The organism is Ferrovum sp. JA12, assembly GCF_001431705.1.
In the GTDB taxonomy this organism is placed as follows: Bacteria; Pseudomonadota; Gammaproteobacteria; order Burkholderiales; family Ferrovaceae; genus PN-J185.
Window position 1 is genome coordinate 352,482 of record NZ_LJWX01000002.1, and the last position, 26,331, is coordinate 378,812.

Consider the following 26,331-nt stretch of genomic DNA (forward strand, 5'->3'; position numbering starts at 1 on the left):
CTGATGAAACCACAACCCATGAATTATCCGAATGAATCCCCTCAATCTATTCACTCTCTGTTAGCCATAGCTGATCGCTACCAAGTATTCTTATTTGATCAGTGGGGCGTTCTACATAATGGTCAATATTTATATCCCCATGTCAACAAAACCTTAAGACACTTAGCTGAGCTAAATAAGCACATCATTATTTTAAGTAACTCTGGCAAATCCGCCGCCGTGAACTGTGATCGATTACTCGACATGGGGCTTGATAGAGACCTGGCCCACCATATTGTTACGAGTGGCGACGTGGCCCGCTGGGCCTTTGAGTGTGCTCATACTAAAATCAACCAATTTATCCATAAAAAAATCCTCTGGCTCGATTCAACTCTAGATACGTTGGCGGGTTTAGATCAGGATCTCTCTTTATTAACCTATTATCAGGCGGTAGTCTTAGCTGGCCTCACGGATGAATTGCCTCACGAGTTTTATGAACAATTGATGCGTGACATTTACCATCATCACTTACCACTATTATGTATTAACCCAGACATCCATCGCTTTACCCCGCAGGGCATCAAACCCAGCGTTGGGTTCTATGGGCAGTATGTGAAAGATCTAGGCGGAAAGGTTGAATTCATTGGTAAACCTGATGCGCTGGTTTATCAATACACCTTGAATCATTATCTAATAACGGATAGCCGTCAGGTGTTAATGGTGGGGGACTCCATTCATCATGATATATTGGGCGCCTCTACCATGAACATGGATAGTGTTCTAATGCGCTCTGGTATTCATAAGAGCTTATTTAAAGACTCCAACAGTGATATAGAAGTAGTGAGTCATTGGCAGAGGGAAGGGTTACCCATTCCTACCTATATGATGGATCAGGTACAGTAGTTGTTAAACAATGTGTGCGCGCTTTTCTTTCCCCCATTGTCGTTGTCCGGTCATGAAATGAAACCAGCCCAAGGTGGCACCAAGGTGACGCAGCAATTGAAAGCTAAAGGGTTCAAGGAGGGATGATAACAGGGCATAGGCGATAGGGGAGGTATGTTTGAGTCCCGTCCAACGGCGGTATAAGAGAATAGACCATAGATGATAGAGACTGTCAAACATGACTTTACTCAGCATAATGGATAAGATACCAAGTACCAAGCTTAACTGACCGCTGAGCACATACCACAATAACAGCGTAAAGGCTGAAAGACCATACACCGGTTGATGAGTATCAAAGGTTTTAATGGGCATCATTAAAAGCCCCAGTAACTTAAATTTAGGGTTACCGATCATGTCACGGTTCCAGTGTTGTGTTTGCAAGAAACCTGCAAACCATCGGCGACGTTGCTTCAGAAAGGAGCCGATGGTGGAAGGGGAGCTTGTGATGCCTTGAACACTGCCAATGACCGCGGTGTGCCAGTCTTGCTGATGCTCCACACTAAAGCGATGCAGTCGGTGAATCACTTCATAGTCCTCCACCAAGCACTCAGGATCAAACCCTCCCACGCAGACAAGTGAATCACGTTTAAAGATGGCGAGGGCTCCTGAAATGAGAAGAAGGCTGTCAACACGCATAAAGCTATAGCGAGAGATAAAATTACGGATATATTCGTAGCGCTGAAACAATTCAAGTATCTTACCTTTAGTGTGAGGGGCACATTGTGGGGTTAGAATGCCTGTGGCGGCTACCACCCGTGGGTGATCAGTAAAATATGTTTTTGCCTCTTGCAGAGCTGCTTGGTCAAGTCTCGTATCAGCGTCTACCGTAACAATTAGGTCTGTGTGTAAATAGGGCAGGGTGTGATTGAGGGTTTGAGCTTTTCCTCTATGGGGAAGACGCAACCAATAAATATTTGAGAAACGAGGGGAAGCAGCGCTGAGCTCACCCTTCTTCGGGGTGTTAAGTTGCAAGAATTGCTCTAATACCTGTGAACTATTATCCGTTGAGCCATCATCTGCTAAGATAATTTTATCGGCAGGTGACTTTTGTTGGATAAGAGCTTTAAGGGTTCTGACGAGTACTGGTGCTTCATTGAAGGCTGGAACAATAACGCCTACCGATAAGTTTTTTAGTGGGGCAGCATGAAGCTGTGGTCTTTTATGTAATATCAAGGGCAAGCTGGTGAGGGTTATGAGAATAATTAGTAGAGTATCGTAACTCACATAGACAATACCTGCTGACCAGGCGAGAAGGGAGTGAGAGGCAAAGGCTCGACTTAACAGGCCAAGCCACAGAAGGGTTACTCCAAAGGTTAATAGATAGCTAAAAACAGGAGCTTTACGGGGCAATAGCCTTGGCGAACAGCGATTAAAAGCAACATCAAGTGGGTTCATAAGGGAGAATCATTAATTTCACAATTATTTTAGAAGGAATTAACCCTATAAGGTTCCCCCATGGGAACCATGAGCTCTAAAAAAACTCTATATAAACAACAGTTTTTATTTAATAATTTCACTATGAGACAAGTCAGTTTGCACTATACGTTGATTGCCCGGCTAATGCATTGGCTGGTGGCGGTATTACTACTACTTAATGGGTTATTGGCGTTAACCGATGATTGGTGGCCAGAACGAAATTTAAGGTCTGTTATTGATTTTCATAAATCCCTTGGAATTATTGTTTTATTTTTAGTCCTGATGCGTATTCTCTGGCGTTTAACCCACCAACCGCCACCCTTACCTCAGCATTTGCAAATATGGGAGCTACGTTTGGCAAGCTTCGGCCATGCATTGCTGTATCTACTCATTGTCGCGGTCCCCTTTTCAGGGTGGTTACACGATTCTGCTTGGAAGGGGGCTTCTAGCCATCCCATGACTTTGTTTGGTCTTGTTTCATGGCCTAGGATTGGTGTGATCATGAACCTTGAGCCCGGCACCAAGGAATATCTTCATCAACTCTTTGGTACAGTGCATACAGGGTTAAACTATACGTTATATGCTGTATTGGCGATTCATATCATTGCCGTTTATAAACATGAAAAACTAGATAAAGTATCGGTCTTATCACGAATGAGCTTGAGACAAAGGTAATTATGGATATTAATGCAAAAAATGTTTTAGGTGAGGCATTAGAGGCCTGCTCGTATTCCCCTCTAACTGGATTCTACCGAGATGGATGTTGCCATACTGGGGTTGAAGATTTAGGAACACATACCGTTTGCGCGGTGATGACTGAGGAGTTTTTGCAATTCTCAAAAGAGAGAGGCAATGATTTATCAACACCACGTCCAGAGTATCGTTTTAAGGGTTTAAAGGCGGGCGATAAATGGTGTTTATGTGCGCGGCGCTGGCGCGAAGCCTACGAAGCAGGGATGGCTCCTCAAGTAGTGTTACAGAGTACCCATGAAAAAACGCTTAGTATTGTGTCTTTAGGAGCCTTGACACAATACGCTTATTAAATAAATGTGTTAGACGTCTATACCAGTCATCACTTTGTATTACCCCTGCCTCCAGGGCACCGATTTCTTATGGAAAAGTATGCCATGCTCTACCACGCTGTGGCGGAGTTACCGCATATTGTTTTTCATGAAGCGCCGAAAATAGATCCTCAACAATTACTTTGCGCCCATGATGAGAGCTATATTGATCGGGTGATTAGCGGTAACTTGACTAAGTTAGAAATGAAAGAAATCGGTTTTCCCTGGAGTCCGAGAATGGTGGAGCGCTCCTTGAGATCGGTGGGAGCCACTTATCAGGCAGCCTTAACAGCGCTAGACAATTCTATGGCAGCCAGTCTTGCTGGAGGCACCCATCATGCCCATCAAGGGCGAGGCGGTGGCTTTTGTGTATTCAATGATATTGCTGTGGCCTCCCTCAATCTATTAGAACACTTGCCAAGTTTTAAAATAGTCGTGGTGGATTTGGATGTACATCAAGGCGATGGCACGGCAGCGATTCTTACTCATCACAAACAAGTGTTTACTTTTTCCATGCATGGGAAAAATAATTATCCGTTTACAAAAGAAAAAAGCACATTAGACATAGCGCTTCCCGATGGCTGTACCGACGAGATGTATCTGAAGAAACTCCATGATGCTTTAAGAATAATTGAAAAAGAGATTAAACCTGATTGTGTGTTTTATTTAGCGGGCACTGATCCTCATGAAAACGACCGATTAGGTCGTCTTATGTTAACAGAAGAGGGACTCAAGCGCCGGGATCAACGGGTTTTTGAATGGATCAATGATCATCAGGCCAAGTGCATAGTCGTTATGGGAGGAGGCTATGGCAACGATGTATCCACCACGGTGAGACTTCACACCAACACTATCCGTTTAGCGGGAGAGTTTAAAAAAAGATAATGGTTTTACTGTGCTGGCTGACCACTCGGTAACTGCGACGTTGACCCTGTACCAGTTGAGTCCAGTGTGTCTTTGGGGGCTACAGTTATGATAATCACTGAACTGTTGCCAATTAAATCTCCGCCATCGGTAATTTCAACGGTAGCAGTTCGATCGCCTTTAATGAACACCAGTAAGCTTGTCTTAGATTTGGTTGCGGAGACTAATTGCCACCCTGAACTTGGGAACTGATTCTTGAAGAAAACATAGGTATCCGTTAGATTTTGATTACCATTAAGTTCCACATGACCCACCCAATTGTTTCCTCCGCCTAAAATCATAGAGCGATCATTATTCAGTTTTACTCCGGGAGGGAGAGGCATGTCACCAAAGAGCTGAGATTTAACAGGGTCCACTGCATCACCTTGACTGGTTCCAAAACTAGTGGTTGAGTTATTGGCACAAGAGATTAAGGCCAGTGAAAAAGCTAGGCTAAGGAATACATTTTTAATCATCATTAGCTTTATAAAAAAATTAATATTAGTTTACTTTACCTAGATTACTTTTGTTTAGCAACTTGAAATCATCAACATAAAAAAACCCCGCCTAAGCGGGGTTTTAAGTACAGGGTTATTTGATTAACGAACAGTTTGCAAATAGTTAGCTACTGCTTCTTTTTGTTCATCGTTCAAACCATGAGCCATTAATTCCATGACTGCACCGTTGTTACCAGCTCGCCATGGTTGACCATTTTCTTGTGTACCAGGTAACTCCAAATTGCTTTGAATGTCTTTGTGGTCATTAACTAATTCATAATCATCATTAAACACCATTAATTGTTTATAAAGGTAGTTTTTATGTTGACCTGCTAACCGTGGAATATTAGCCGCACCTTCAGCATTTTCTCCATGGCAACCTGAGCATGCGGGAACTCCTTGTGAGAGGTTACCTTCTTGCCAGATTTTTTTACCCTCAGCTGCCAACTTAGGATCAGCGTAGTTGGTGTTCACTGGGGCAGGTTGTTTGGAGTAATAGTCAGCAAGTTCATTAATTTGCTTATCAGTCAGGTTTCGGGCAACTCCCCACATAAACTGCTGAGCTTTTGGATCAAGACGAGTTTCATCCTTTAACTCATGAAGTTCAGTAGCTATGTATTCCTTCGTCTGGTGAGCTAGATTTGGGAAAGTGGGATTAATAGATTGACCGTTTAAACCATGGCACGTTGAGCAAACTTGCTGTGCATAGGTTTCTCCAGTGACTTTAGGATTGTCAAGATTACGACTTCTCTCAGCTGAGTGCATTGGGTTTGAACCCAAATCAGAACAGGAGGCTAGCGCCAATGTCATGGCTGAGAGTGAGATGATTTTTGTGATAGTTTTCATAGTCATTCCTCTCCAGATTAATAAATTACGCTACCGTAAAGCATCGTGGTGTTAAAGGAGTGTGGACTCAGATTGCCACTTCCTGCCACTGGGTTGGTAATCAGTGAACTTGTAGTACCACCTAAGCGCGTGTAAAAAGTTTCCATCAAACCAATACGAATGTTTTGGTAAGGGGACCAGAAGATGCTAGGCATGATTGAATCCCAGTCAGGACTACCACTTACGCCGCTTGAATATAAAACAGTATCGCTACTTCCTCTGGCACCATGGAAGAATAACATTGCACCATATTTAGCTTTGTAAATATAAGTCATGTCAGCCCAATATTCATTAAGATTATTGTTGGCATTTGCTACAGTTCCTCCAATTAAAGGAGCGCTGTTTTGCATGTTTTCATGAGTTAAACGGAAGTGTGCAGAAAAATAATGAGGATCTAAAATGTATTGATATTGCGCATCAACCCCCATGTCTTGCCAGGTGGCTTGGTTATTAGCTGAACTATAGAAGGTAATAGGATTTGCCGTAGTACCAATATTTACTCCATAGGGATCACCTGAACCAAATAAACCATGAAGACCAATGAATAGTTCATGTGGACCCCATTCTTTATTGTAACCAAAACGGGTATATAGGTTATTATTCAAAGTGGGAGCTGAACCTGCATCAACGCCTTCTGTGAATACCGACAATGGACCATTAGATACTTTTCTATAAACGGCCAGTTCACCATACCAGGTTTTATCTTTATAAAGATAAGTCCCTACACCAACGTTATTGTGTTGGGTTGAACCACTCTGAAGTTCAGTGGTAGGAGCTAATCCAGTAACGCCATTAAAGCCAGCATTAAAATAACCAATCCAGTCAGATGTCCAGTTCTCTTGTGTGTTCCACACGTCGGACATAGTAATACGGTTGTTTATGTAAGCACCATAAATCCAATCTCCAGATTTATTAATTCTGTGATCGGCAACGCGAACCTCAGAGTTATCAATGGATACTGTCCAGTTTAAGGGAGCTGTTGGACCAGTTGAAGAGGTAGTTAAACCATCATATTTTGCTGCCGTCCATTGGATAAAGGCACCAACATGATCGGTTAAATGACCGCCAGTGAATAAGCTAATGGTTTGGCCTGAAAATTGAGATGTAGGCGCATTTCCGTTAATGCCACCTGGTTGAGTGTTGGCATACCATTGTTTTGAAGCTTGTAACCACACAGAAAATGGTGCGCGATCTAAATTGGTAGTCATTTCACCAAAGATATCTTTCGCATCACCTTGTGTATAACCCGTCAGTTTAAAATAACGACCTAACGCTGTTAATTGTGGATATTCTCCACCCACGTGACAGGCCACACACTTAAACCCGGTTTGACGTGCAAACACAGGAATAGCATTGGCGTCCAATGAGGAGAGTAATACCAACCCTCCCATGAGGGCTAATAAAGCACCTCGAGCTTTAAATAAAAAGCTTATCATTTTCATTGTGAAAACCCCCTAATAATTTAATGAATCCCTCAAATCCTGCCCTTACTTTGCAGACAAGTATTTATTAACAACTTTTGTATTTCATTTAGACAGAATTGAAGACTTAATACCGCATCACCATTTTGAATGAATGCAAGCTATTGTCAATATATTGTTGCTAAAATGTTACAGATAAGAACGGGTAAGTGAATATTACGCAACAACCAAGAAACTGGTTGTTGCGTTGCACTCATTACAAGATAGATTTGACCGTTGAGCTTAAATGCTCAGCAGTTAATTTGAAGTGTTTAAAGAGTGCGCCAGCAGGAGCTGATTCACCAAAGGTATCAATGCCTAAAACCGCTTTGGTTCCATATTTCCACCACAAAGCAGTGGATCCTGCCTCAATGGCCACACGAGGAATACCAGGGGGTAATACGCTCTCTTGATACTCCTTACTTTGTTGATCAAAGGCAAAGGTGGAGGGCATAGAAACTACCCTGACAGGAATGCCCTCTTTGAGGAGGTGTTGCTGTGACTCCACCGCAATACCCACTTCAGAACCAGTGGCAATTATCACTGCTTGGGCCATGCCTTCGGACTCTTTTAACACATAGCCTCCCTTCGCAATATTAACGATTTGCTCAGGCGTACGTGACTGAAAGGGTAGGTTTTGGCGACTAAAAATTAAGCAACTGGGACCCTGCTTGCGTTCAATGGCTTGTGCCCAAGCCACAGCAGTTTCCGTGGTGTCGGCAGGGCGCCATACATCCATGTTAGGGATCAGTCTTAAGCTTGAAACCTGTTCAATGGATTGGTGAGTAGGGCCATCTTCCCCTAAACCGATAGAATCATGGGTGAACACGAAAAGGGTGCGGATTCTCATGAGAGCAGCCATTCTCAAAGCATTACGGCTGTAATCTGAAAAGGTTAGGAAAGTGCCGCCGTAAGGAATAAAACCACCATGGAGGGCTACACCGTTCATGATTGCGCTCATGCCGAACTCTCTGACGCCATAGCTTAAGTAGTTACCAGGCACTCCTTTTTTAAGCGGCTTTGAGCCACTCCAGTTGGTTAAGTTGGAGCCGGTTAAATCGGCAGAGCCACCAAAGAACTCTGGCAAAATTGGACCATAAGCCTCTAGCGTATTTTGACTGGCCTTACGCGAAGCAATGCTCTCACCCTTATCACAGCACTTGGCAATAAATTCCATGACCGTTAATTCAAAAGCCTGGGGTAGATCTCCAGCCATACGTCGTAAGAATTCTTTTGCCTCATGAGGATAGGCTGTTGCATAGGCGTTAAACCTCTCCTGCCAAGCCTGTTCAGCTTGTTTGCCGGAGTCAGTGGCATCCCAGGCAGCATAAATTTCCTGAGGGATAACAAAGGGTTCATGGGGCCAGTTAAGCTTAGCGCGGGTGGCGGCAATCTCATCATGACCTAGCGGTGCGCCGTGTACGTCGTGGGTGCCCACTTTATTGGGGCTACCCTCGCCGATGTTGGTTTTGCAACAAATAAGAGTAGGCTGTCCACTTTGTTTAGCGTTGTCAATAGCCTGGGTGAGCGCTACCACATTATGGCCATCAATATTACGGATGACATGCCAACCATAGGCTTCAAAACGTTTGGGTGTATCATCGGCGAACCAGGCTTCCACATGACCATCAATGGAAATACCATTGTCATCCCAAAAGGCAATTAATTTATTTAAGCCGAGGGTACCCGCTAAGGCACAAGCTTCATGGCTAATGCCTTCCATCAAACACCCATCACCCATAAAGGCATAGGTGTAATGATCAACAATGCTATGCCCAGGTTTGTTGAATTGCTCAGCCATCATGCGCTCAGCCAACGCCATCCCCACGGCATTGGTGATACCTTGACCAAGAGGTCCTGTGGTGGTTTCTATGCCAGCTGTGATGCCGTACTCAGGGTGACCGGGGGTTTTACTATGTAATTGACGGAAGTTTTTAATTTCCTCAATGGGTAGGTCATAACCCGTCAAATGGAGTAGAGCATAAATCAGCATGGACCCATGACCGTTGGATAGCACAAAACGATCGCGATCTGCCCATAGTGGATTTTTAGGATTATGTTTGAGATGTTTTGCCCACAGGGCAACGGCCATATCGGCCATACCCATAGGCGCTCCTGGATGCCCAGAATTGGCTTTTTGTACCGCATCCATGGCTAAGGCCCGTATAGCATTAGCCATCTGGCTGGTGCTCACTTGTGTCATGATGGTTTTCCTCTCCCTTAATTTTTGTAATCTTTATTTGACCTGAGGTTTTAATGTACCCTTGACATATTGCTCACTCATGGTCTCTAAACTGATCGGTTTGATTTTGTCCGCTTGACCAGCGCTGCCAAAAGCTTCAAAGCGATCTTTGCAAATCCCTACAGCGGCCTTTTTGGCATCAATTAAGAATTTACGGGGATCAAATTCACCTGGGTTTTTAAAGAGGTGGGCACGGACGGCACCTGTCATGGCAAGGCGAATATCCGTATCAATATTGATTTTACGTACCCCGTACTTAATGGCTTCCACGATCTCAGCCACAGGTACGCCGTAGGTTTCTTTGATATCCCCACCGTTGGCCCGAATTACTTCTAACCACTCTTGCGGTACTGAAGAGGAACCATGCATAACAAGATGAGTATTAGGAATACGAGCATGAATTTCTTTCACGCGCCAGATAGCAAGAGTGTCTCCTGTAGGAGCCTTAGTGAATTTATACGCACCATGACTCGTTCCAATGGCAATAGCTAAGGCATCAACCTCGGTTTTACGCACAAAATCTGCGGCTTGTTCAGGGTCAGTTAAGAGCTGATCGTGACTGAGTTGTTTATCAGAACCATGACCATCTTCTTCTCCCATCATGCCCGATTCCAAGGAGCCTAGACATCCCAATTCGCCTTCCACAGAGACGCCCACAGCATGGGCCATGTCCACCACCCGACGAGTGACATCCACGTTGTAGTCAAAGCTTGAGGGGGTTTTCATGTCTTCCATGAGAGAGCCATCCATCATGACGCTGGAGAAACCTGAGCGAATAGAGCGCTGGCACACGGAGGGGCTAGCTCCATGATCTTGGTGCATACAAATTGGGATTTCAGGATACATTTCTACGGCTGCTTCAATGAGTTTGCGTAAAAAAGGTTCCCCTGCGTATTTTCTGGCACCGGCGGATCCTTGCATAATCACGGGGCTGTTGGTGGCTTTAGCCGCCTCCATGATCGCTTGAATTTGTTCCAGATTATTTACGTTAAAGGCGGGTAAGCCGTAGCCATGTTCAGCTGCGTGATCAAGTAATTGACGTAAGGAGATGAGTGCCATATTCTAATACCTCTTAAATTAATGTATTGGTGAAAAAGTAAAGGTTGTTTTTAATTGTATATATAAATCATTAAAACCGTTAATGACGCGATCTGGATGGGCTTCAATAATGGGTACACCATGATTATAGCCATGGGTGAAGGCCCAGATAGAAATATGTGCGGCTCTGGCGGCCTCAATGTCATTAATTGAATCACCCACAAACAGTATTTCATCAGCGACGACCCCCGCCTTTTCAAGAGCCAGAATAAGGGGATCAGGATGGGGTTTACCACGCTTGGCATCGCCTCCTGCTACCACCACATCAAAGTAGTGCATGAGTTGAAGATGTTCCAACAATTGCAAGGTTAGCGCGCGTTCTTTATTGGTCACAACACCCAGTTTTAGACCTTCTTTTTTAAGAAGGGACAGTACTTTTTCCATATCGGAGAAAGGCTCACTAAATTGTCCCGTCACCAATTGATATTGCCGTAAAAATTCGGGATACAAACGCTTGAACTGCTCACTTTCCTCGCTTATCTTACCAGTAGCATGGTTGAGCGCTTGAGTGAATAACCAAGCAGTACCTTTACCAATCCAGTTTTGTACTGCTTGGCGCGGCAGAGGGGCAATCTGATCGACGGCCAGAGCCCGGTTGGTGGCTTCCGTAATCTCGGCTGCGGTATCAATTAAGGTCCCATCCAAATCAAAAAAAATATATTTAAGGGTCATCATTTAAAAAGACTTACTTTTTATATCCATGAGTTTCATGATCATGGGTGTGAAGATTAATTGCATGGCAAGCCCCATCTTACCACCAGGAATTACCAAGGTATTAGGTCTTGTCATCCAGGAGTTATCGAGCATAGACAAGAGATACGGAAAATCTATACCCTTCGGGTTAGCAAAGCGAATGACCACCATACTCTCATCGGGCGAGGGGATATCATTGGCGATAAAGGGATTGGAGGTGTCCACCGTTGGTACACGCTGGAAGTTCACATGGGTTCTCGAAAACTGCGGGCAAATATGGCTCACATAATCAGGCATGCGTCGCAAAATCGTATCAGTGACAGCCTCTTGTGAATAGCCACGTAATTTTTGATCACGATGTAACTTTTGTATCCACTCAAGGTTGATAATAGGAACCACCCCTACCAATAAATCAACGTGAGAAGCCACATTGATTTCAGTATCTGCATATGCGCCATGAAGGCCTTCATAGAACATTAAATCAGATCCAAGCTCTACATCCATCCATGGCGTAAAAGTGCCCGGGTCTTGTTTGAAGGGTTCAGCTTCTCCGGCATCATGAAGATACTTTCTGATTTTACCTGTACCGGTTTCGCCATAAGCCTTAAATAATGTGGCAAGTTCCTTTAACAGGTTAGCCTCGGGACCAAAATGGCTAAAATTCATGTTACCTTTTTCTTCTTGCGCTTTCATTTCGGCGCGCATGGCTTTGCGGTCATAACGATGAAAGGAATCTCCCTCAACAATTTGAGCTTGAATTTTTTCACGTCTAAAAATATGTTTAAAACTATTCATCACCGTAGTGGTGCCAGCTCCCGATGAGCCGGTAACAGCAATAATGGGGTGTTTACGTGACATAGTAACCTCGCTTGAATGGGTATATTTATGGTTAATTATTAAGGACGATACAAACCACGCTCATTAAAGAGCGGCGACTCAAAGGGTTGGTCGGTACCGGCATCATATTGAGCGTGATAATGAATGACGCGCTCCACTTCGTTGCGTGAGCCTAAAATCACTGGGACTCGCTGATGAATGGTGTCCGGTCTTACAGACATAATTCTCTCACGCCCAGTGGAAGCCATTCCTCCCGCTTGTTCCACAATAAAGCCCATAGGGTTAGCCTCATACATTAAGCGTAAGCGCCCAGGTTTACTCATATCTTTTGTATCTCGGGGATACATAAAAATACCTCCCCGCATCATGATGCGGTGCACTTCAGCCACCATGGAGGCAATCCAGCGCATATTAAAGTCGCGCTCACGGGGCCCTGTTTTACCCGCTTTACACTCATTGATATAACGCGTTACAGGGGGTTCCCAGAACCGCTCGTTGGAGGTGTTAATCGCAAATTCATTGGTGTCTACGGGAATTTTCATATTGGGGTGAGTGAGAATGAAGTTACCTACTTCACGATCCAAAGTAAAGCCATGGGTACCGTTACCCACAGTGATCACCATTAAGGTGGCAGGACCGTAAACGGAGTAACCAGCCGCCACTTGTTCTACCCCCGGCTGTAAATAGTCTTTGAGTACAGGCTCGCCCTGTTCAGGGGCCTTTAGAATAGAGAAGATAGAACCTACTGAAACGTTACTGTCAATATTAGAGGAACCATCTAAGGGATCAAAGATAGCTAAAAAAGGACCGCGGGTATGAGGAGGTTTAATCGGAAAGGGGTCATCCATTTCCTCGGAAGCCACTCCTGCTACAAGCCCCCCTAACTCAAAGGTGTTGACAAAGGCTGTGTTGGATAAGACATCCAACGGCTTTTGTGTTTCTCCTTGAACATTAATGGTGTCTAAGGTGCCTGTAGCCCCGCCCAAGGCACCCTTGGAACTCAATGCTGAGATGGCTTTAACCGCCGCCGCCACATCCACAAGTAGTGCTGCCAGGGCAGCACCGTCAGGTGTGCCGCTAACGTTCTCAATGAGAAATTTTGATAAGGTTGTTCTTCCCAGATGCATGGTGTTGCCTCCCCAATGTAAAAATTATTGTAATCAATTGTTTATCATTATTATTATTTTTTTATTCTTCTTTTTTCTAATTGTAATACGTCAGCGTGTCAATGACGCATAGAGTAAAGGTAATTTTTCAGGTAAACGATCCACTCGGTCTACCACCATATAATTTTTTTGGCCAAATATGCGTGCCACATAGTGATCAGCGCGTGGGTCAAGACTCATGCAAAAAGTCTGTATACCTTGTCTGCCAAGGCTTTCTACCGCTTTTTTAGTATCTTGTCGCAGGTATTGTGGATCGCGAACATCCACATCAGCGGGTTCCCCATCGGTAATTAATAAAATTAATTTTTTTTGGGCGTTCACCTGTGCCATGTGTTGGCCGGCATGCCGCAGTGCCGCACCCATTCGGGTGGACAATTGCCCTGACATACCAGAAAGCTTTGCTTTCACCGTGTCATTGTAGTCTTGGGTGAAATCCTTGAAGCGATAATAGCTGACCTCATGGCGTCCATCAGAACAAAAGCCGTGAATAGCAAAGGGATCGCCCACTTTGTCAATGGCATCAGAGAGAAGGGCCGCCGCTTCGCGGGTGAGGTCAAGAATACTTTGCTGGCTGCCACTAACTGTCTCATTGGTAGACTCAGAGAGATCAAGTAATACTAAAATAGCGATATCACGGACTTTTCTCACGGAGCGCATCATGATGCGTGGGTCAGGTTGCATATTCATTTTGATTTCAATCATGCTATCCATGGCGCGATTTAAGTCGATTTCGTCGCCATCTTCTAGCTTTCTCAAGCGTGTTACACCCTGGGGTTGCAATGCATCAAACAGATATTTCATGCGTGAAATAAGACGTTTATGGGTAGCCGTGATGGTATTGATTTTTTCAGGGTCATCACTCTTGGCGTGTTTTTCAAATACTGTGCTCCAGGAGGGACGCTCCAGTTGAATGTGGTAGTCCCATTCGCTGTAGTAAAAAGGATCAGAAATGGGTGGAGTGCCAATACTGTCGTTAAAGGATACTCCCATGTCCTCATAGGGGAAGAGCTGAGTGGGCAACACCCAAATCTCCTGGGCATCCTCGCCCGCTGTTTCCACATCCACCTCATTGGCCATGGCCATGACGTTAACATATTTTCTGACTTGCTTAACGGCGTCGTAACCGGCGTGACATGCACGCTCAAAGTCAAAGCCCTCAAAGTGCCAAAAGTAACGGTTGTCATCGCGGTAGGGGGTAATGAAGGCGTCTTGCCGCGGATTAAAACTTATTTTCTTTTCTAACCAACGGTGCGCTAGGGTCACACCAATGTCCCATGAAAGTTGATTATCTTCCAAGCGATGCTGTTGGGTGACAAAGAGAAGCTTTCCTTCCTTAACCCAAGGGTCCGTATCATGATAACTCTCATCAATGAGAGAACGCGCTAAGCGAGCAAAGTAATCTTTTGCTGATTGATGAGCGTGTTCATTAACGACATGGAAGGCGCCCCATAATTTTTTAAGACCCGGAAAGCGTGCAATGGCAAGACTTTCAACCCGGGCGTCTTCAATGAGGCCAATTAACGCCATTTGAAGTGGGTTAAGGGCTTCAGCGGAGAGTGGTGTGAGAGTTGCCACTATGTGGGCTGCGCAGTGAGCGGCGCTCGCGCGATAGAGTTCGAGTGCAGGAATGCCCTCAATATCATCCAAAGCATCAGGTAAATGCAGTAAATAATCCTCTATGAAGGGTTGCTGTCCCTCTCGAGAATCTAAGTCACCTGCGGTGGGGCGCATAAAAAAATCTCGTCCCCAGAGTGCTCGTAAATACATATTGAGCCGACGTTGTACATCCACCAAGAGTACGCCTTTTCTTTCCTGTTGGATGACCGCTAAGGATTCGCGACTTTGTAGAGAAAAATAGTTTAGCTGCTCATCAAATTGGGTTTTGTAAGCAGAGGCTCCCCATAGAGCCCAGCGTCGCAACCCCCCTAAGGTCAGTTGTTCAAAGAGAGTTTCCAGGTTCTCCAACATAGGGCGAATCCCCCGTGGGACCGTGGCGGAGAGTTGTTGGATAAATTGTAGATACTGAAGGAACAGCTCAGCATCGTTAAGGCGTTTAGCAGCAACCGAGCTGGTACTTAATACGCGTTCTACCACGGCACCGGACGTTTTAGAGGAGAGGCTGAGGGCGCAGTGAATCAAGTCCTCAAGCACCTCATCTCCAATTTCTTTACTTATTAAAGGACAACATTCAAGCCATGCATAGACAACTTCATCACCACGCTTTAAGTGATGTAGCGAAAGAGTTCCCTGTAAATAAATCTGTAAGCCCTGGGCTGAAAGAGAACGGCACGCCTCATGCCAGTGATCATGAATTAATTCTTGCACACGCTCCGGAAGTTCAGAGATGAGTGCCTGCTGTGCGCCGTGGGTGGGGGTCATGGTTAATTAAAAAAAGGTAGTCACAGCCGCATCAAGAGCATCACGCATATCAGGGTCATCGGTAATAGGACGCACTAAAGCCACTCGGCAAGCACTTTGAGCCGCCACCCCTTTAGCGATGAGGTTGCCTGCGTAGACCAGCATACGCGTTGAAATACCTTCATCTAGTCCATGTCCCTTCAAGTTTCTGGCACGTTCTGCGATGGCTACTAATTTATCTGCTACCCCACTCTCTACACCTGTCTCATGGGCCACGATATCGCGTTCAATATCGTGCTCTGGATAGTTAAAGTCCAAGGCACCGAAACGTTGTTTGGTGGATTGTTTTAAATCCTTCATTAGGCTTTGGTAACCTGGGTTGTAGGAAATCACCAATTGAAAGTCGGGATGTGCTTGCAGTAATTCACCCTTTTTTTCTAAGGGAAGCACGCGCCGGTTATCGGTTAAAGGGTGAATGACCACCGTGGTATCTTGGCGCGCTTCAACTACCTCATCCAAATAACATATGGCACCAAATCTTGCAGCGAGTGCCAAAGGGCCATCTTGCCAGCGCGTGCCATCACGATCCAATAAAAAACGTCCCACGAGATCGGAGGCTGTCATGTCTTCATTACAAGCCACAGTGATCAAGGGTCGATTTAATTGAAAGGCCATATATTCAACAAAGCGGGTTTTCCCACAACCTGTGGGACCTTTGAGCATCATGGGCATGCGAACTGAGTAAGCCGCTTCATATAGTGATACCTCATCCGCAACAGAGCGGTAATAGGGCTCTTTGCGGATGCGGTATTGATCGAGTGGATCAGTCATGGGCCTTAACCTCTAGACCGTTTTACCACGAAAAACGACCATCGATGCCCCTTGCGACTGCTTATCATTATCATAGCCCACGAGGCGCACATGATTATGGGGGTTGGCTTTATGGCATGCCTCGGCCTCAGCCAAAATGGCATCCACATCAGTTTCGCCAAACATGGGCAATTTCCACATATACCAGTAGGTATCCATTAAATGTTCAGGTTCGGTATGTTCCAAGGCTGGATTCCAGCCTTTTTTAACAATGTACTCCACCTGTTGGCGAATTTGTTCTTGGGTGAGGGCGGGTAAGTAGGAAAAGGTTTCAAACTTACGGCTAGTTGGATCACTCAAACGACTTTTATAATCGAGCATTTCTGACATAATTTTTTTCTCCTTGATGGTATTTTATTTATGGGTTACGTCTAATTTATCCACGGTATCAAATTCAAATTTGATTTCTTTCCATGTTTCCATGGCTACACGTAGCTCTGGAGAATGTTTTGCAGCATCCGTTAATACCGCTTTACTTTCTTTTTCAATGGCAACACCTCGGTTACGAGCCTCAACACAAGCCTCCAATGCCACACGATTAGCCGCGGCTCCCGCAGCGTTACCCCATGGGTGACCTAAGGTACCACCACCGAATTGAAGTACAGAATCATCACCGAAAATATTCACTAATGCTGGCATGTGCCAGACGTGAATACCACCTGAAGCCACAGGTAGAATGCCGGGCATGGCACCCCAGTCTTGATCAAAGAAAATACCTCTGGAACGATCTTCTTTAATAAAGCTCTCGCGCATTAAATCAATCCAACCTAGGGTAGCTTCACGGTCTCCTTCAAGCTTACCTACCACTGTTCCTGAGTGCAGGTGATCGCCTCCTGATAGACGCAGGATTTTGGTTAATACTCTAAAGTGAATACCATGATGGGGATTACGATCTAGTACTGCGTGCATGGCGCGGTGAATGTGCAATAACACGCCATTATCACGACACCAGTTAGCTAGTCCCGTGTTGGCACAAAATCCACCGGTAATATAGTCATGCATAATGATCGGTGCGCCGATTTCTTTAGCATACTCAGCACGTTTGTACATTTCCTCCGGGGTGGGGGCAGTAACGTTCAGATAGTGACCCTTACGCTCACCGGTTTCACGTTCTGCTTTGTGTATGGCTTCCATAACAAAGTCAAATCTTTGACGCCAGCGCATGAAAGGTTGGCTGTTCACGTTCTCATCATCTTTCGTGAAGTCTAGTCCACCACGCAGACATTCGTAAACAGCTCGTCCGTAGTTTTTCGCAGACAACCCTAGTTTAGGTTTAATGGTACAGCCCAACAATGGACGGCCATACTTATTCATGATATCGCGTTCAACCTGAATACCGTGGGGTGGCCCACCGCAGGTCATCACATAGGCAATGGGGAAACGCACATCTTCGAGGCGCAATGCGCGAATAGCTTTAAAGCCAAAGACGTTACCCACAAGAGATGTGAATACGTTGACCACAGATCCTTCTTCAAACAGATCGATAGGGTAGGCAATGAATGCATAAAAACAGGTGTCATCTCCAGGTACGTCTTCAATACGATAGGCGCGACCTTTATAGTGGTCAAGATCGGTTAATAAATCGGTCCAAACGGTGGTCCAAGTCCCGGTGGAGGATTCTGCCGCTACAGCTGCCGCGGCCTCTTCACGGTCAACCCCTGCTTGGGGAGTAATTTTAAAACACGCTAATATATCAGTGTCTTTAATGGAATAATTTGGTTCCCAATAAGTATTACGGTATTCTTTGACGCCGGCGCTATACTTTTTTACTGCCATGGTATCTCTCCTCAATGGTGATTCAATCTAAAGATATAATCCCACGTTTTTTTACTCAGTGGGTTTTAAGTTGTTATGACAACAACAATAGCGACAAAAAACTATAAGGTAAAGTAAGAGTTTTTGATGTTAGGTATCAGTTTTTCTTATTTTGTAGACAGAGGGTCTGTCTAGCCTGCGCGAAGTAGTTGTTTGGTTGAATAAATGTCCAACCATTTCTCTGTGGACGTTTTTAATTTGTTGGAGTAAGAGAGATTAACTTTGTTTCAGTAAGCGTTGTTTTTCTCTTTCCCAATCCTTTTGTTTTTCAGCTTCGCGTTTATCATATTGTTTTTTACCCTTAGCCAACCCAACTTCTAATTTAATTTTACCCTTTGAATAGTGCATATTAACAGGAATTAAAGTGTAGCCCGCACGCTCCACCTGACCAATTAGTTTGGCGATTTGATTGCTATGCAACAGTAGTTTGCGGGTCCGTGTGGGATCTGGCTTGATATGGGTTGAGGCGGTGGCAAGGGGGCTGATGTGGGCGCCCAATAGCCACAGTTCACCACTCAGTACAGTGATATAGGCTTCTTTAATTTGGGCGCGGCCCTCACGAATGGCTTTTACTTCCCAGCCCTCAAGAACAATCCCTGCCTCAAGGCGCTCTTCAATAAAATAGTCATGAAACGCTTTACGGTTGTCGATAATACTCATTTAGAGGTATCTTATGCTGTTTAATAAACTATTTTAACTCAATTGGAGTGCAATGACGCGTGTTGAGAAAAGTGTTTTAGTCCTGTACCCCGCTGTGTCCATGTGGCAACTCGTGGAAGATATCCCACGTTATGCGGAGTTTTTGCCCTGGTGCAGTCATGCACAGATTCACGAACGTGAGGGACAGCATACTAAAGCCACTATATTTATTAATTTTCATGGCTTGAAACAACAATTTACGACACAAAACACTTCCATTAAGGGGGAAAGTGTTCTCATGGAATTGGTGGAGGGCCCCTTTAAGCATTTACGTGGTGAGTTTGTGTTCAAAACGCTGCGCGAGGATGCCTGTAAAATCGAATTTATTTTAGAGTGGACCTTTTCAAGTGCTCTATTGGAAAGAGTGGTAGGCCCTGTTTTTCAGCATATAGCGAACACCATGGTCGATGCCTTTGTGGCCCGCGCCGACGAACTCAATCAACGAGGGGTAGATGGATATTAAAGTGGTCTATGCCTTACGCGATAGGCAATGGTTTATATCGCTAAACGCGCCTGAGGTTTGCACCTTGGAACAAGCACTCATCCTGAGCAAAGTGTTAAATCATGTTGCGCCACAGGATAGATCACAATTATCTTTCGGCATTAATGGCCGAGTAAAACCATCTATGACACTGTTACGAGAAGGTGATCGGGTGGAGGTGTATCGCCCGCGTCTGGTGAATCCTAAAGAACAGCGTCGGCAGCAAGTTTAGTCGCCATACAATCAAATTATCCTGCGCTGATCAATTACCAAAAAAGTATAATTTTTCTTCAAGAAGAGGGTACTCTTGCGTATAATATTGTTTTGCCAAGAGGTTTTGCCATGCGTGTAGTTGAAAAGGCACTCACATTTGACGATGTGTTATTATTGCCTGCACACTCAACGGTGTTGCCACGGGACGTATCCTTGTGCACCCGACTCACTCGTCAATTAACACTGAATCTTCCCCTCCTTTCCGCTGCCATGGATACCGTGACGGAATCCCGTTTGGCCATTGCCCTAGCGCAGGAAGGCGGAATTGGAATCGTCCATAAAAACCTTTCGATCGAACAGCAAGCTCGGGAAGTGGCTAAGGTAAAACGCTTTGAATCCGGCATGGTTAAGGATCCCATAACGGTGACTCCTGATATGACGGTGAGAGACGTCATAGCTCTCACTCGTCAGCATCGTATTTCTGGCCTGCCAGTTCTTGAGGGGAAGAAAGTAGTGGGTATTGTCACTAACCGTGATTTACGCTTTGAAAATCGTTTAGATCAACCCGTCCGAAATGTCATGACTCCCCGTGAACGTTTGGTCACCATGCATGAGAGTGAATCTCGGGATATAGCCATGAAGCTCATGCATGAGCATCGTTTAGAGCGGGTGTTGGTGGTGGATGATGAATTCCAATTGCGTGGTTTGGTGACGGTCAAAGATATCATGAAATCCACCGAGCACCCCTTGGCATCCAAAGATTCCAGTGGTCGTTTGCTGGTGGGGGCGGCGGTGGGTGTGGGTGAAGGCACTGATGAACGTGTAGCGTCTTTAGTGGAAGCAGGTGTAGATGTGATTGTGGTGGATACTGCCCATGGCCACAGTCAAGGGGTATTAGACCGAGTGCGTTGGGTGAAAACTCATTTTCCGGCAATCCCAGTGATTGGTGGCAATATTGCCACTGCCGAGGGGGCCCGTGCTTTAGTTGCTGTGGGTGCCGATGGCGTTAAGGTAGGGATTGGCCCTGGCTCTATTTGTACCACAAGAATTGTAGCCGGCGTTGGAGTACCCCAGATTACAGCTATTCGTAATGTGTCTGAGGCTTTAAAAGGTACTGGCGTACCCTGTGTAGCAGATGGCGGCGTGCGCTACTCTGGGGATATTGCTAAGGCTATTGCTGCGGGAGCCTGCACCGTCATGGTAGGGGGGCTCTTTGCTGGTACGGAAGAGGCGCCCGGGGAAATAGAACTCTTTCAAGGACGTTCATACAAATCCTACCGTGGAATGGGATCCTTAGGTGCCATGCAACAAGGTTCCAGTGATCGCTATTTTCAAGACAGTGAAAACAACGCTGATAAATTGGTTCCAGAGGGTGTCGAGGGGCGGGTGCCTTATAAGGGTTCAGTGCTCGCTGTTATCCACCAATTGATGGGTGGCGTACGAGCTTCCATGGGTTATCTGGGTTGTCCGACCATTGAAGACGTTCATGCTAAAGCCGAGTTTGTGGAAATATCTCATGCTGGCATTCGTGAATCCCATGTGCATGATGTTCATATCACGAAAGAAGCTCCTAATTACCATATTGATTAATAGTTTATGTCTCGACAAAAAATTCTGATTATTGATTTCGGTGCACAGTATGTGCAGTTAATTGCAAGACGTGTTCGTGAAGCAGGGGTGTATTGCGAGTTGCACCCCTATGATGTCAGTGAAGCCTTTATTCGTGAATTTAAGCCTCAGGGAATTATTCTCTCTGGCGGACCGGCATCGGTGACTGAGAGTACTCCACCTTCCGCACCTCAAGTAGTGTTTGAGTTAGGTGTACCAGTTTTAGGTATTTGTTATGGCATGCAAACCATGGCACAACAATTGGGGGGACGCGTCGAGAATGCTATCAACCGTGAATTTGGTTATGCTGAAGTTCGCGCCAGAGGTCACTCAGAATTACTAAAAGATATACAAGATCATATGAATGATCAAGGTCATGGCTTACTTGAAGTGTGGATGAGTCATGGAGATAAGGTTACTGAATTACCATCAGGCTTTAAAGTGATCTGTGACAATGCGGCGACTCCTATTGCAGGGATGGCAGATGAAACAAGAGGCTTTTATGGCGTTCAGTTTCATCCTGAAGTGACTCATACCAGAAAAGGCAGAGCGATTCTTGAACGCTTTGTGCACCATATTTGTGGTTGCGATAACTCTTGGGCTATGCCTGATTATGTCAGCGAAGCAGTTAACCATATTCGCCAAACAGTAGGACAAGATGAAGTATTGCTAGGACTCTCAGGCGGGGTGGATTCCTCCGTTGCAGCAGCATTAATTCATCAAGCCATTGGCCAACAACTCACTTGTGTATTTGTGGATCATGGTTTGTTGCGCTTTCAAGAAGCTGAACAAGTAATGGCTACTTTTGCTCAACATTTGGGTGTAAAAGTTATTCACGTGAATGCTAAGGAGCGTTTCTTTAAAGAGCTTCAAGGCGTTACAGATCCGGAGCAAAAACGTAAAATTATTGGCCGTATTTTTGTTGAAGTATTCCAAGAAGAGTCGGACAAGTTAAAACAAGTTAAATGGTTGGCTCAAGGCACTATTTACCCTGATGTGATTGAATCAGCGGGCGCTAAAAAAAGTGGTAAAGCTCACGCCATCAAATCTCACCACAATGTAGGTGGATTGCCTGATACTCTTCACCTAAAACTATTAGAACCATTACGTGAACTGTTTAAAGATGAAGTCAGGGCCCTAGGTGTTGCATTGGGGTTACCTTCTGAAATGGTTTACCGTCATCCTTTCCCAGGGCCGGGTCTGGGTGTTAGAATTTTAGGTGAAGTGAAACCTGAATTTGTTGATCTACTGCAGCGCGCCGATGCGATTTTTATTGATGAGCTTAGGCAAGGGGCATGGTACGACGAAGTTTCACAAGCTTTTGCTGTTTTTCTACCCGTTAAGTCTGTAGGGGTAATGGGTGATGGACGAACCTATGAATATGTGGTGGCTTTGCGAGCAGTGGTCACCAGTGATTTTATGACTGCTCATTGGGCTGAATTACCCTATGATTTATTGGGTAAAGTATCTAACCGAATTATCAATGAAGTTCGTGGTATCAACCGAGTGGTATATGATATTTCCGGTAAACCTCCCGCAACTATTGAGTGGGAATAATTTTAGGTCTTTCGGCAGCTTTCGGGGACTATCGAAAAAACAAGTTAATCTATTGATTTATATAAGTTTACATGCCGACATGTATCGGCATCTATCGACGACAAGCAAAACTTTTTGTCGGTAATCCTGTCGGTAATGAAAGCTAGGCCAATCACCAGAAATATTTTACCGTCTGACTGATTTCAGTGGTGACGGTAAAAAATAGCGTGAAAAGCTAGTATTCATAGGGGTTTCGGAGCATCATGTCACTTTCAAGCCGTTGACGGTAAAATTTCCGTTATCAGGAGGAAGAGCCGATGCTTACCGACACCGCACTGAAGAACCTCAAACCCAAGGACACGCCTTACAAGGTAACGGACAGGGACGGCATGTACGTCACGATCTCGACGGCGGGTACCGTCACGTTCCGCTATGACTACCGGATCAATGGCAGGCGCGAGACGCTAACGATTGGGCGCTACGGGCCGGGCGGTCTATCGCTGGCTCGGGCGCGCGAAAAGTGCATCGACGCGAAGCGAGCCGTTTCGGAAGGCCAGTCCCCGGCGCAGGAAAAGCAGCGCGAGAAACGGCGTCTGTCCGAAGCCAAAACCTTCCAGGAATTTACCGACAAATGGTATGAGGAAGCCAGGATGGCCGATAGCACCCGGTCGATGCGCAAGAGCATCCTTGACAGGGACATTCTGCCGGTGTTCAAAAGCCGTCTGCTGAGCGAGATCAGCCCCGACGATCTGCGTGACCTGTGCAACAAGGTCAAGGACAGGGGGGCGCCAGCAACGGCGATCCACGTCCGCGACATCATCAAACAAATCTACGGCTTCGCTATCCTGCACGGCGAGAAGGTGGCCAACCCTGCCGACGACGTGGGGCCATCGTCGATCGCCACCTTCGTGCCGAGAGATCGGGCGCTGTCGCCTACGGAGATACGCGTCCTGCACAAGGAGTTGGAGTACGTGGCTTCGTACCCGACCATCAAACTGGCGCTGCGGCTGATCCTGCTCACGCTGGTGCGCAAGGGCGAACTCATCCATGCGACGTGGGACGAGATCGACTTCGAGAACGCGCTGTGGACTATTCCGAAAACGCGCATGAAGGCTGGCAAGGCCCACAACATCTACCTGTCGCAGCAGGCGCTCGACATCATGATCGCGCTGCGCACCTGCGCCGGTGGCTCGAAGTACCTGCTGCCCTCGCGCTATGACGGCGACAAGTGTATGTCGAACGCCACGCTGAATCGCGTCGCGCAGATAGTCGTCGAGCGGTCGAAAGCGAAGGGTCTACCAATCGAAAGCTTCAGCGTGCATGACCTGCGCCGCACCGGTTCGACCATCCTCAACGAACTCGGTTTCAACAGCGATTGGATTGAGAAGTGCTTGGCGCACGAAGATGGCCGTTCATCACGCGGTGTCTACAACAAGGCCGAATACGCAGAGCAGCGCCGGCACATGCTGCAAGAATGGGCCGACATGATTGATGCTTGGGTGGCCGGCAAGTCACACACTCCGACGTTGCTGCCACCGTCGATGAAGGTCATCACGACACAGGCGCTGCTTTGACGGGGCGGCGCTTGCGCCGACGCACGTCCGGTGAAGGCGCCCGTTTCAACTGTGCACTATCGGAAGCTTGCCGACGTGCGTCGAGCCAGGCTTCTACTTCCGTCAAGTCCCATACCACGCAGCGCGCGGTCAGATTGAACCGGCGCGGAAATTCTCCGCGGCGCTCCATGTCATAGATCGTGGTATCGGCCAGCGGCACGATCTGTCGCAGCTCGGTACGGCGGATTGTGCGTCTGAACGGCAAGGTATTCGTCGCGACCAGTTGTGGTAGCTGCATGTCGTGCGGTTCGTTTGTATCAGAGTCGTCGTTTGGCCGCGCAGCCACCAGGCTTCGATCTGTTTTGTACATGATCTGCTCCATCATCAGGGCAATTGCTGGTTGCATCGCAACGGCCGGTATAAATGCGGTCCTGTGATGGTGATCTTTCCGGCATCTATCGAAAACTCGCTCAGGCGTACATGGGCGTATTGCGATTGTGCTGATGCGGCATCGCTGTGAATCACTTCGCCCTGGTCTTCCTGAATCCCCGATCCCGTGCCATGAATGATTCCAGCATGTGCGGGATCAATGTGGCGGCATCGACCGGTTCGCCGTAGGTCTGCGCATGCAGCGCGGCGTAACGCTCTAAATCGGCCTTGAGCGTGACCGTTAGTGAGACAGTGAGTTTTACAGTCTCGGTTTTAGGTAGCGGCCCTAGCCGCAGCTTGCTGGTGGGCATATTCATTGCGACGATCCCCTCTGGAAGAACAGCGGCTGGTACGGACGCAGGATCAGATCCTTGTTCACCATTACCCGCATCGGGAATCCGGGCCGGATGGTGAGCGTCGGCTGGATACTCACGTTGCGTTTGGTGATCTCCTGACCGACCTGGTTCACGGTGTCCTGCGCGCTCTGGCGAACGGCGACGGTCACGCCACCGGTACTGCCGCTGTTGTTGGGTGCTGCCAGCTCGGCACCGACTCCGAGCAGCGTGGACAACGCGGCACCGGCGATGATGCGATCCCAGTGCCAATCGACGCCATCCTCCAGCCCGGCATAACCAGCCGGGTCGATGCCGGGCAGACGGTCGAGCGAAATCGACGAGGTATCGGGCAGGATCAAGCGCGTCCACACCAGCAGTACCCGTCGCTGACCGAAGGCCACCTGGCTGTCGTAGCGGCCGATCAGTCGCGACCCCTGCGGAATCAGCAGGAAGCGACCCGTGGCCGTGTCGTAGACCGCCTCCGTCACATTGGCAATGACCTGTCCCGGCAGGTCGGAGTTGATGCCCGTCACCAGCGCCGCCGGAATGATGGTGCCTGCCATCACCTGGTAGGGCGATGTCGGCAATTGCAGGCTGGCCGGATTGCGGGTGGTGGTGTCGCCGCCATTCGTGAGGAACGCTTCCTTCTGATCCTGCCGGTTCTGCACAGCTGTTGGATCGGTTGGCTGTGTCGATGCCATTGCCATCGGATTGAAGGCCTGATTGCCCGATGCCTGCTCGGGCTGGATTGCGGCTGCGGTGGTTGCCGGTGCCGCCTTTGTTGCACTACTGCTGCGGAAGAACACTGACGAACGCGCCGCATCCTCGGCATCGCCCGGCTGAGCGATGCGGCCGGGTTGCGCTGGAGTGTATGCGCCTGTGTTCCCGTGGTTCTGCGCATGCACGATGGCCGGCCCCAAGTCGCCCGGCAACGGCTCACCCAACATCGGCACCACAGGCTTAGCCATTGGCACCACTTTGGTATAGTCCTTGGGCAACTGGTCGAGGCTATCGGCCCGTGAGACGCGATCCACGTTGTACAGCTCGGTGGCCGGGTTGCGTTCGCGCTTGTGTGGCTGCAAGGACCAGAGCGTGGCTCCCAGGATGATGATGCCGAGCGCCCCAGCAAACACCGCCAGCATGCGCCGATTGAGTCGCGTGACCGGACGCGGTGAAGCGCGCAGAGCCAAGGTGTCCGGGTCGGCCTTATCTGTCCCCGTCGGCGGCGTCTGCGGTGTGGCGGACGTGCTCATGC

At 47.1% G+C, this 26,331-nt stretch carries 26 protein-coding genes; 9 read left to right on the forward strand and 17 right to left on the reverse strand.

Annotated elements, in window-relative coordinates:
- Positions 1-3 precede the first annotated feature (3 nt).
- Positions 4-882, forward strand: a complete 879-nt coding sequence (locus FERRO_RS06775) for a TIGR01459 family HAD-type hydrolase (protein WP_056930122.1) — start codon at positions 4-6, stop codon at positions 880-882.
- A 3-nt stretch (positions 883-885) separates the two neighbouring features.
- Here FERRO_RS06775 and FERRO_RS06780 read toward each other — a convergent pair whose 3' ends face one another.
- On the reverse strand, positions 886-2,316 hold the full coding sequence (locus FERRO_RS06780; protein ID WP_056930123.1) for a glycosyltransferase family 2 protein: 1,431 nt from the start codon (positions 2,314-2,316) through the stop codon (positions 886-888).
- A gap of 69 nt (positions 2,317-2,385) precedes the next feature.
- Between FERRO_RS06780 and FERRO_RS06785 the strand changes: the two genes are divergently transcribed.
- The 3 genes from FERRO_RS06785 to FERRO_RS06795 all read left to right on the forward strand — a co-directional run bounded on the left by FERRO_RS06785 (position 2,386) and on the right by FERRO_RS06795 (position 4,283).
- The gene (locus tag FERRO_RS06785; protein WP_152975725.1) at positions 2,386-3,012 is read left to right on the forward strand and encodes a cytochrome b; all 627 of its coding nucleotides are present in this window, start codon (positions 2,386-2,388) and stop codon (positions 3,010-3,012) included.
- A 2-nt stretch (positions 3,013-3,014) separates the two neighbouring features.
- Positions 3,015-3,380, forward strand: coding sequence for a DUF2237 family protein (locus tag FERRO_RS06790; protein WP_056930124.1), 366 nt, complete (start codon positions 3,015-3,017; stop codon positions 3,378-3,380).
- 69 nt (positions 3,381-3,449) lie between these two features.
- Positions 3,450-4,283, forward strand: a complete 834-nt coding sequence (locus FERRO_RS06795) for a histone deacetylase family protein (protein ID WP_056930125.1) — start codon at positions 3,450-3,452, stop codon at positions 4,281-4,283.
- A 5-nt stretch (positions 4,284-4,288) separates the two neighbouring features.
- Here FERRO_RS06795 and FERRO_RS06800 read toward each other — a convergent pair whose 3' ends face one another.
- The 13 genes from FERRO_RS06800 to smpB all read right to left on the reverse strand — a co-directional run bounded on the left by FERRO_RS06800 (position 4,289) and on the right by smpB (position 18,882).
- On the reverse strand, positions 4,289-4,780 hold the full coding sequence (locus FERRO_RS06800) for a hypothetical protein (RefSeq protein WP_056930126.1): 492 nt from the start codon (positions 4,778-4,780) through the stop codon (positions 4,289-4,291).
- 120 nt (positions 4,781-4,900) lie between these two features.
- On the reverse strand, positions 4,901-5,644 hold the full coding sequence (locus FERRO_RS06805; RefSeq protein WP_056930127.1) for a c-type cytochrome: 744 nt from the start codon (positions 5,642-5,644) through the stop codon (positions 4,901-4,903).
- A gap of 17 nt (positions 5,645-5,661) precedes the next feature.
- Complete coding sequence (locus tag FERRO_RS06810) at positions 5,662-7,125, reverse strand: hypothetical protein (RefSeq protein WP_056930128.1); 1,464 nt, start codon at positions 7,123-7,125, stop codon at positions 5,662-5,664.
- 235 nt (positions 7,126-7,360) lie between these two features.
- On the reverse strand, positions 7,361-9,346 hold the full coding sequence (gene tkt, locus FERRO_RS06815; protein WP_082601232.1) for a transketolase: 1,986 nt from the start codon (positions 9,344-9,346) through the stop codon (positions 7,361-7,363).
- A 33-nt stretch (positions 9,347-9,379) separates the two neighbouring features.
- On the reverse strand, positions 9,380-10,444 hold the full coding sequence (fba, locus tag FERRO_RS06820; protein WP_056930129.1) for a class II fructose-bisphosphate aldolase: 1,065 nt from the start codon (positions 10,442-10,444) through the stop codon (positions 9,380-9,382).
- Positions 10,445-10,462: 18 nt separating this feature from the next.
- Positions 10,463-11,158, reverse strand: coding sequence for a phosphoglycolate phosphatase (gene gph, locus FERRO_RS06825; protein WP_056930130.1), 696 nt, complete (start codon positions 11,156-11,158; stop codon positions 10,463-10,465).
- A complete protein-coding gene (locus tag FERRO_RS06830) occupies positions 11,159-12,034 on the reverse strand; it encodes a phosphoribulokinase (RefSeq protein WP_056930131.1) in 876 nt (291 codons plus the stop codon).
- A 38-nt stretch (positions 12,035-12,072) separates the two neighbouring features.
- Positions 12,073-13,140 (reverse strand): class 1 fructose-bisphosphatase, encoded by a 1,068-nt coding sequence (locus tag FERRO_RS06835; protein WP_056930132.1) that lies wholly within the window; start codon positions 13,138-13,140, stop codon positions 12,073-12,075.
- A gap of 90 nt (positions 13,141-13,230) precedes the next feature.
- Positions 13,231-15,558, reverse strand: coding sequence for a nitric oxide reductase activation protein NorD (locus FERRO_RS06840; RefSeq protein WP_056930133.1), 2,328 nt, complete (start codon positions 15,556-15,558; stop codon positions 13,231-13,233).
- A gap of 6 nt (positions 15,559-15,564) precedes the next feature.
- A complete protein-coding gene (locus FERRO_RS06845; RefSeq protein WP_056930134.1) occupies positions 15,565-16,368 on the reverse strand; it encodes a CbbQ/NirQ/NorQ/GpvN family protein in 804 nt (267 codons plus the stop codon).
- A 12-nt stretch (positions 16,369-16,380) separates the two neighbouring features.
- Entirely contained in the window at positions 16,381-16,737 is a 357-nt protein-coding gene (locus FERRO_RS06850; RefSeq protein ID WP_056930135.1) for a ribulose bisphosphate carboxylase small subunit, read from the reverse strand.
- A 24-nt stretch (positions 16,738-16,761) separates the two neighbouring features.
- On the reverse strand, positions 16,762-18,183 hold the full coding sequence (locus tag FERRO_RS06855) for a form I ribulose bisphosphate carboxylase large subunit (RefSeq protein ID WP_056930136.1): 1,422 nt from the start codon (positions 18,181-18,183) through the stop codon (positions 16,762-16,764).
- Positions 18,184-18,438: 255 nt separating this feature from the next.
- A complete protein-coding gene (smpB, locus tag FERRO_RS06860) occupies positions 18,439-18,882 on the reverse strand; it encodes an SsrA-binding protein SmpB (protein WP_056930137.1) in 444 nt (147 codons plus the stop codon).
- Between the two features lie 52 nt (positions 18,883-18,934).
- Between smpB and FERRO_RS06865 the strand changes: the two genes are divergently transcribed.
- From FERRO_RS06865 to FERRO_RS06885, 5 genes are all read left to right on the forward strand, one after another.
- Positions 18,935-19,384 (forward strand): type II toxin-antitoxin system RatA family toxin, encoded by a 450-nt coding sequence (locus FERRO_RS06865; protein WP_056930138.1) that lies wholly within the window; start codon positions 18,935-18,937, stop codon positions 19,382-19,384.
- Positions 19,374-19,634, forward strand: a complete 261-nt coding sequence (locus tag FERRO_RS06870) for an RnfH family protein (protein ID WP_056930139.1) — start codon at positions 19,374-19,376, stop codon at positions 19,632-19,634. The genes FERRO_RS06865 and FERRO_RS06870 overlap by 11 nt, the downstream gene beginning before the upstream one ends.
- A 110-nt stretch (positions 19,635-19,744) precedes the next feature.
- A complete protein-coding gene (guaB, locus tag FERRO_RS06875) occupies positions 19,745-21,205 on the forward strand; it encodes an IMP dehydrogenase (protein ID WP_056930140.1) in 1,461 nt (486 codons plus the stop codon).
- Positions 21,206-21,211: 6 nt separating this feature from the next.
- Positions 21,212-22,780, forward strand: coding sequence for a glutamine-hydrolyzing GMP synthase (gene guaA, locus FERRO_RS06880; protein WP_056930141.1), 1,569 nt, complete (start codon positions 21,212-21,214; stop codon positions 22,778-22,780).
- A gap of 296 nt (positions 22,781-23,076) precedes the next feature.
- The gene (locus tag FERRO_RS06885) at positions 23,077-24,333 is read left to right on the forward strand and encodes a tyrosine-type recombinase/integrase (protein WP_056930142.1); all 1,257 of its coding nucleotides are present in this window, start codon (positions 23,077-23,079) and stop codon (positions 24,331-24,333) included.
- Here the strand turns inward: FERRO_RS06885 and FERRO_RS06890 are convergent.
- From FERRO_RS06890 to FERRO_RS06900, 3 genes are all read right to left on the reverse strand, one after another.
- Positions 24,311-24,610, reverse strand: a complete 300-nt coding sequence (locus FERRO_RS06890; protein WP_056930632.1) for an AlpA family phage regulatory protein — start codon at positions 24,608-24,610, stop codon at positions 24,311-24,313. The genes FERRO_RS06885 and FERRO_RS06890 overlap by 23 nt on opposite strands.
- 223 nt (positions 24,611-24,833) lie before the next feature.
- Positions 24,834-25,052 (reverse strand): DUF2274 domain-containing protein, encoded by a 219-nt coding sequence (locus FERRO_RS06895; protein ID WP_056930633.1) that lies wholly within the window; start codon positions 25,050-25,052, stop codon positions 24,834-24,836.
- A 2-nt stretch (positions 25,053-25,054) separates the two neighbouring features.
- Positions 25,055-26,329, reverse strand: coding sequence for a TrbI/VirB10 family protein (locus tag FERRO_RS06900; RefSeq protein ID WP_056930143.1), 1,275 nt, complete (start codon positions 26,327-26,329; stop codon positions 25,055-25,057).
- Positions 26,330-26,331: the final 2 nt, after the last annotated feature.

Bases quoted from the DNA above. Each gene is read 5' to 3' on its own strand.
- FERRO_RS06775 (WP_056930122.1), top strand. From the start codon at position 4: ATGAAACCACAACCCATGAATTATCCGAATGAATCCCCTCAATCTATT.
- FERRO_RS06780 (WP_056930123.1), bottom strand. From the start codon at position 2,316: ATGAACCCACTTGATGTTGCTTTTAATCGCTGTTCGCCAAGGCTATTG.
- FERRO_RS06785 (WP_152975725.1), top strand. From the start codon at position 2,386: ATGAGCTCTAAAAAAACTCTATATAAACAACAGTTTTTATTTAATAAT.
- FERRO_RS06790 (WP_056930124.1), top strand. From the start codon at position 3,015: ATGGATATTAATGCAAAAAATGTTTTAGGTGAGGCATTAGAGGCCTGC.
- FERRO_RS06795 (WP_056930125.1), top strand. From the start codon at position 3,450: ATGGAAAAGTATGCCATGCTCTACCACGCTGTGGCGGAGTTACCGCAT.
- FERRO_RS06800 (WP_056930126.1), bottom strand. From the start codon at position 4,780: ATGATGATTAAAAATGTATTCCTTAGCCTAGCTTTTTCACTGGCCTTA.
- FERRO_RS06805 (WP_056930127.1), bottom strand. From the start codon at position 5,644: ATGAAAACTATCACAAAAATCATCTCACTCTCAGCCATGACATTGGCG.
- FERRO_RS06810 (WP_056930128.1), bottom strand. From the start codon at position 7,125: ATGAAAATGATAAGCTTTTTATTTAAAGCTCGAGGTGCTTTATTAGCC.
- tkt (WP_082601232.1), bottom strand. From the start codon at position 9,346: ATGACACAAGTGAGCACCAGCCAGATGGCTAATGCTATACGGGCCTTA.
- fba (WP_056930129.1), bottom strand. From the start codon at position 10,444: ATGGCACTCATCTCCTTACGTCAATTACTTGATCACGCAGCTGAACAT.
- gph (WP_056930130.1), bottom strand. From the start codon at position 11,158: ATGATGACCCTTAAATATATTTTTTTTGATTTGGATGGGACCTTAATT.
- FERRO_RS06830 (WP_056930131.1), bottom strand. From the start codon at position 12,034: ATGTCACGTAAACACCCCATTATTGCTGTTACCGGCTCATCGGGAGCT.
- FERRO_RS06835 (WP_056930132.1), bottom strand. From the start codon at position 13,140: ATGCATCTGGGAAGAACAACCTTATCAAAATTTCTCATTGAGAACGTT.
- FERRO_RS06840 (WP_056930133.1), bottom strand. From the start codon at position 15,558: ATGACCCCCACCCACGGCGCACAGCAGGCACTCATCTCTGAACTTCCG.
- FERRO_RS06845 (WP_056930134.1), bottom strand. From the start codon at position 16,368: ATGACTGATCCACTCGATCAATACCGCATCCGCAAAGAGCCCTATTAC.
- FERRO_RS06850 (WP_056930135.1), bottom strand. From the start codon at position 16,737: ATGTCAGAAATGCTCGATTATAAAAGTCGTTTGAGTGATCCAACTAGC.
- FERRO_RS06855 (WP_056930136.1), bottom strand. From the start codon at position 18,183: ATGGCAGTAAAAAAGTATAGCGCCGGCGTCAAAGAATACCGTAATACT.
- smpB (WP_056930137.1), bottom strand. From the start codon at position 18,882: ATGAGTATTATCGACAACCGTAAAGCGTTTCATGACTATTTTATTGAA.
- FERRO_RS06865 (WP_056930138.1), top strand. From the start codon at position 18,935: ATGACGCGTGTTGAGAAAAGTGTTTTAGTCCTGTACCCCGCTGTGTCC.
- FERRO_RS06870 (WP_056930139.1), top strand. From the start codon at position 19,374: ATGGATATTAAAGTGGTCTATGCCTTACGCGATAGGCAATGGTTTATA.
- guaB (WP_056930140.1), top strand. From the start codon at position 19,745: ATGCGTGTAGTTGAAAAGGCACTCACATTTGACGATGTGTTATTATTG.
- guaA (WP_056930141.1), top strand. From the start codon at position 21,212: ATGTCTCGACAAAAAATTCTGATTATTGATTTCGGTGCACAGTATGTG.
- FERRO_RS06885 (WP_056930142.1), top strand. From the start codon at position 23,077: ATGCTTACCGACACCGCACTGAAGAACCTCAAACCCAAGGACACGCCT.
- FERRO_RS06890 (WP_056930632.1), bottom strand. From the start codon at position 24,610: ATGCAGCTACCACAACTGGTCGCGACGAATACCTTGCCGTTCAGACGC.
- FERRO_RS06895 (WP_056930633.1), bottom strand. From the start codon at position 25,052: ATGCCCACCAGCAAGCTGCGGCTAGGGCCGCTACCTAAAACCGAGACT.
- FERRO_RS06900 (WP_056930143.1), bottom strand. From the start codon at position 26,329: ATGAGCACGTCCGCCACACCGCAGACGCCGCCGACGGGGACAGATAAG.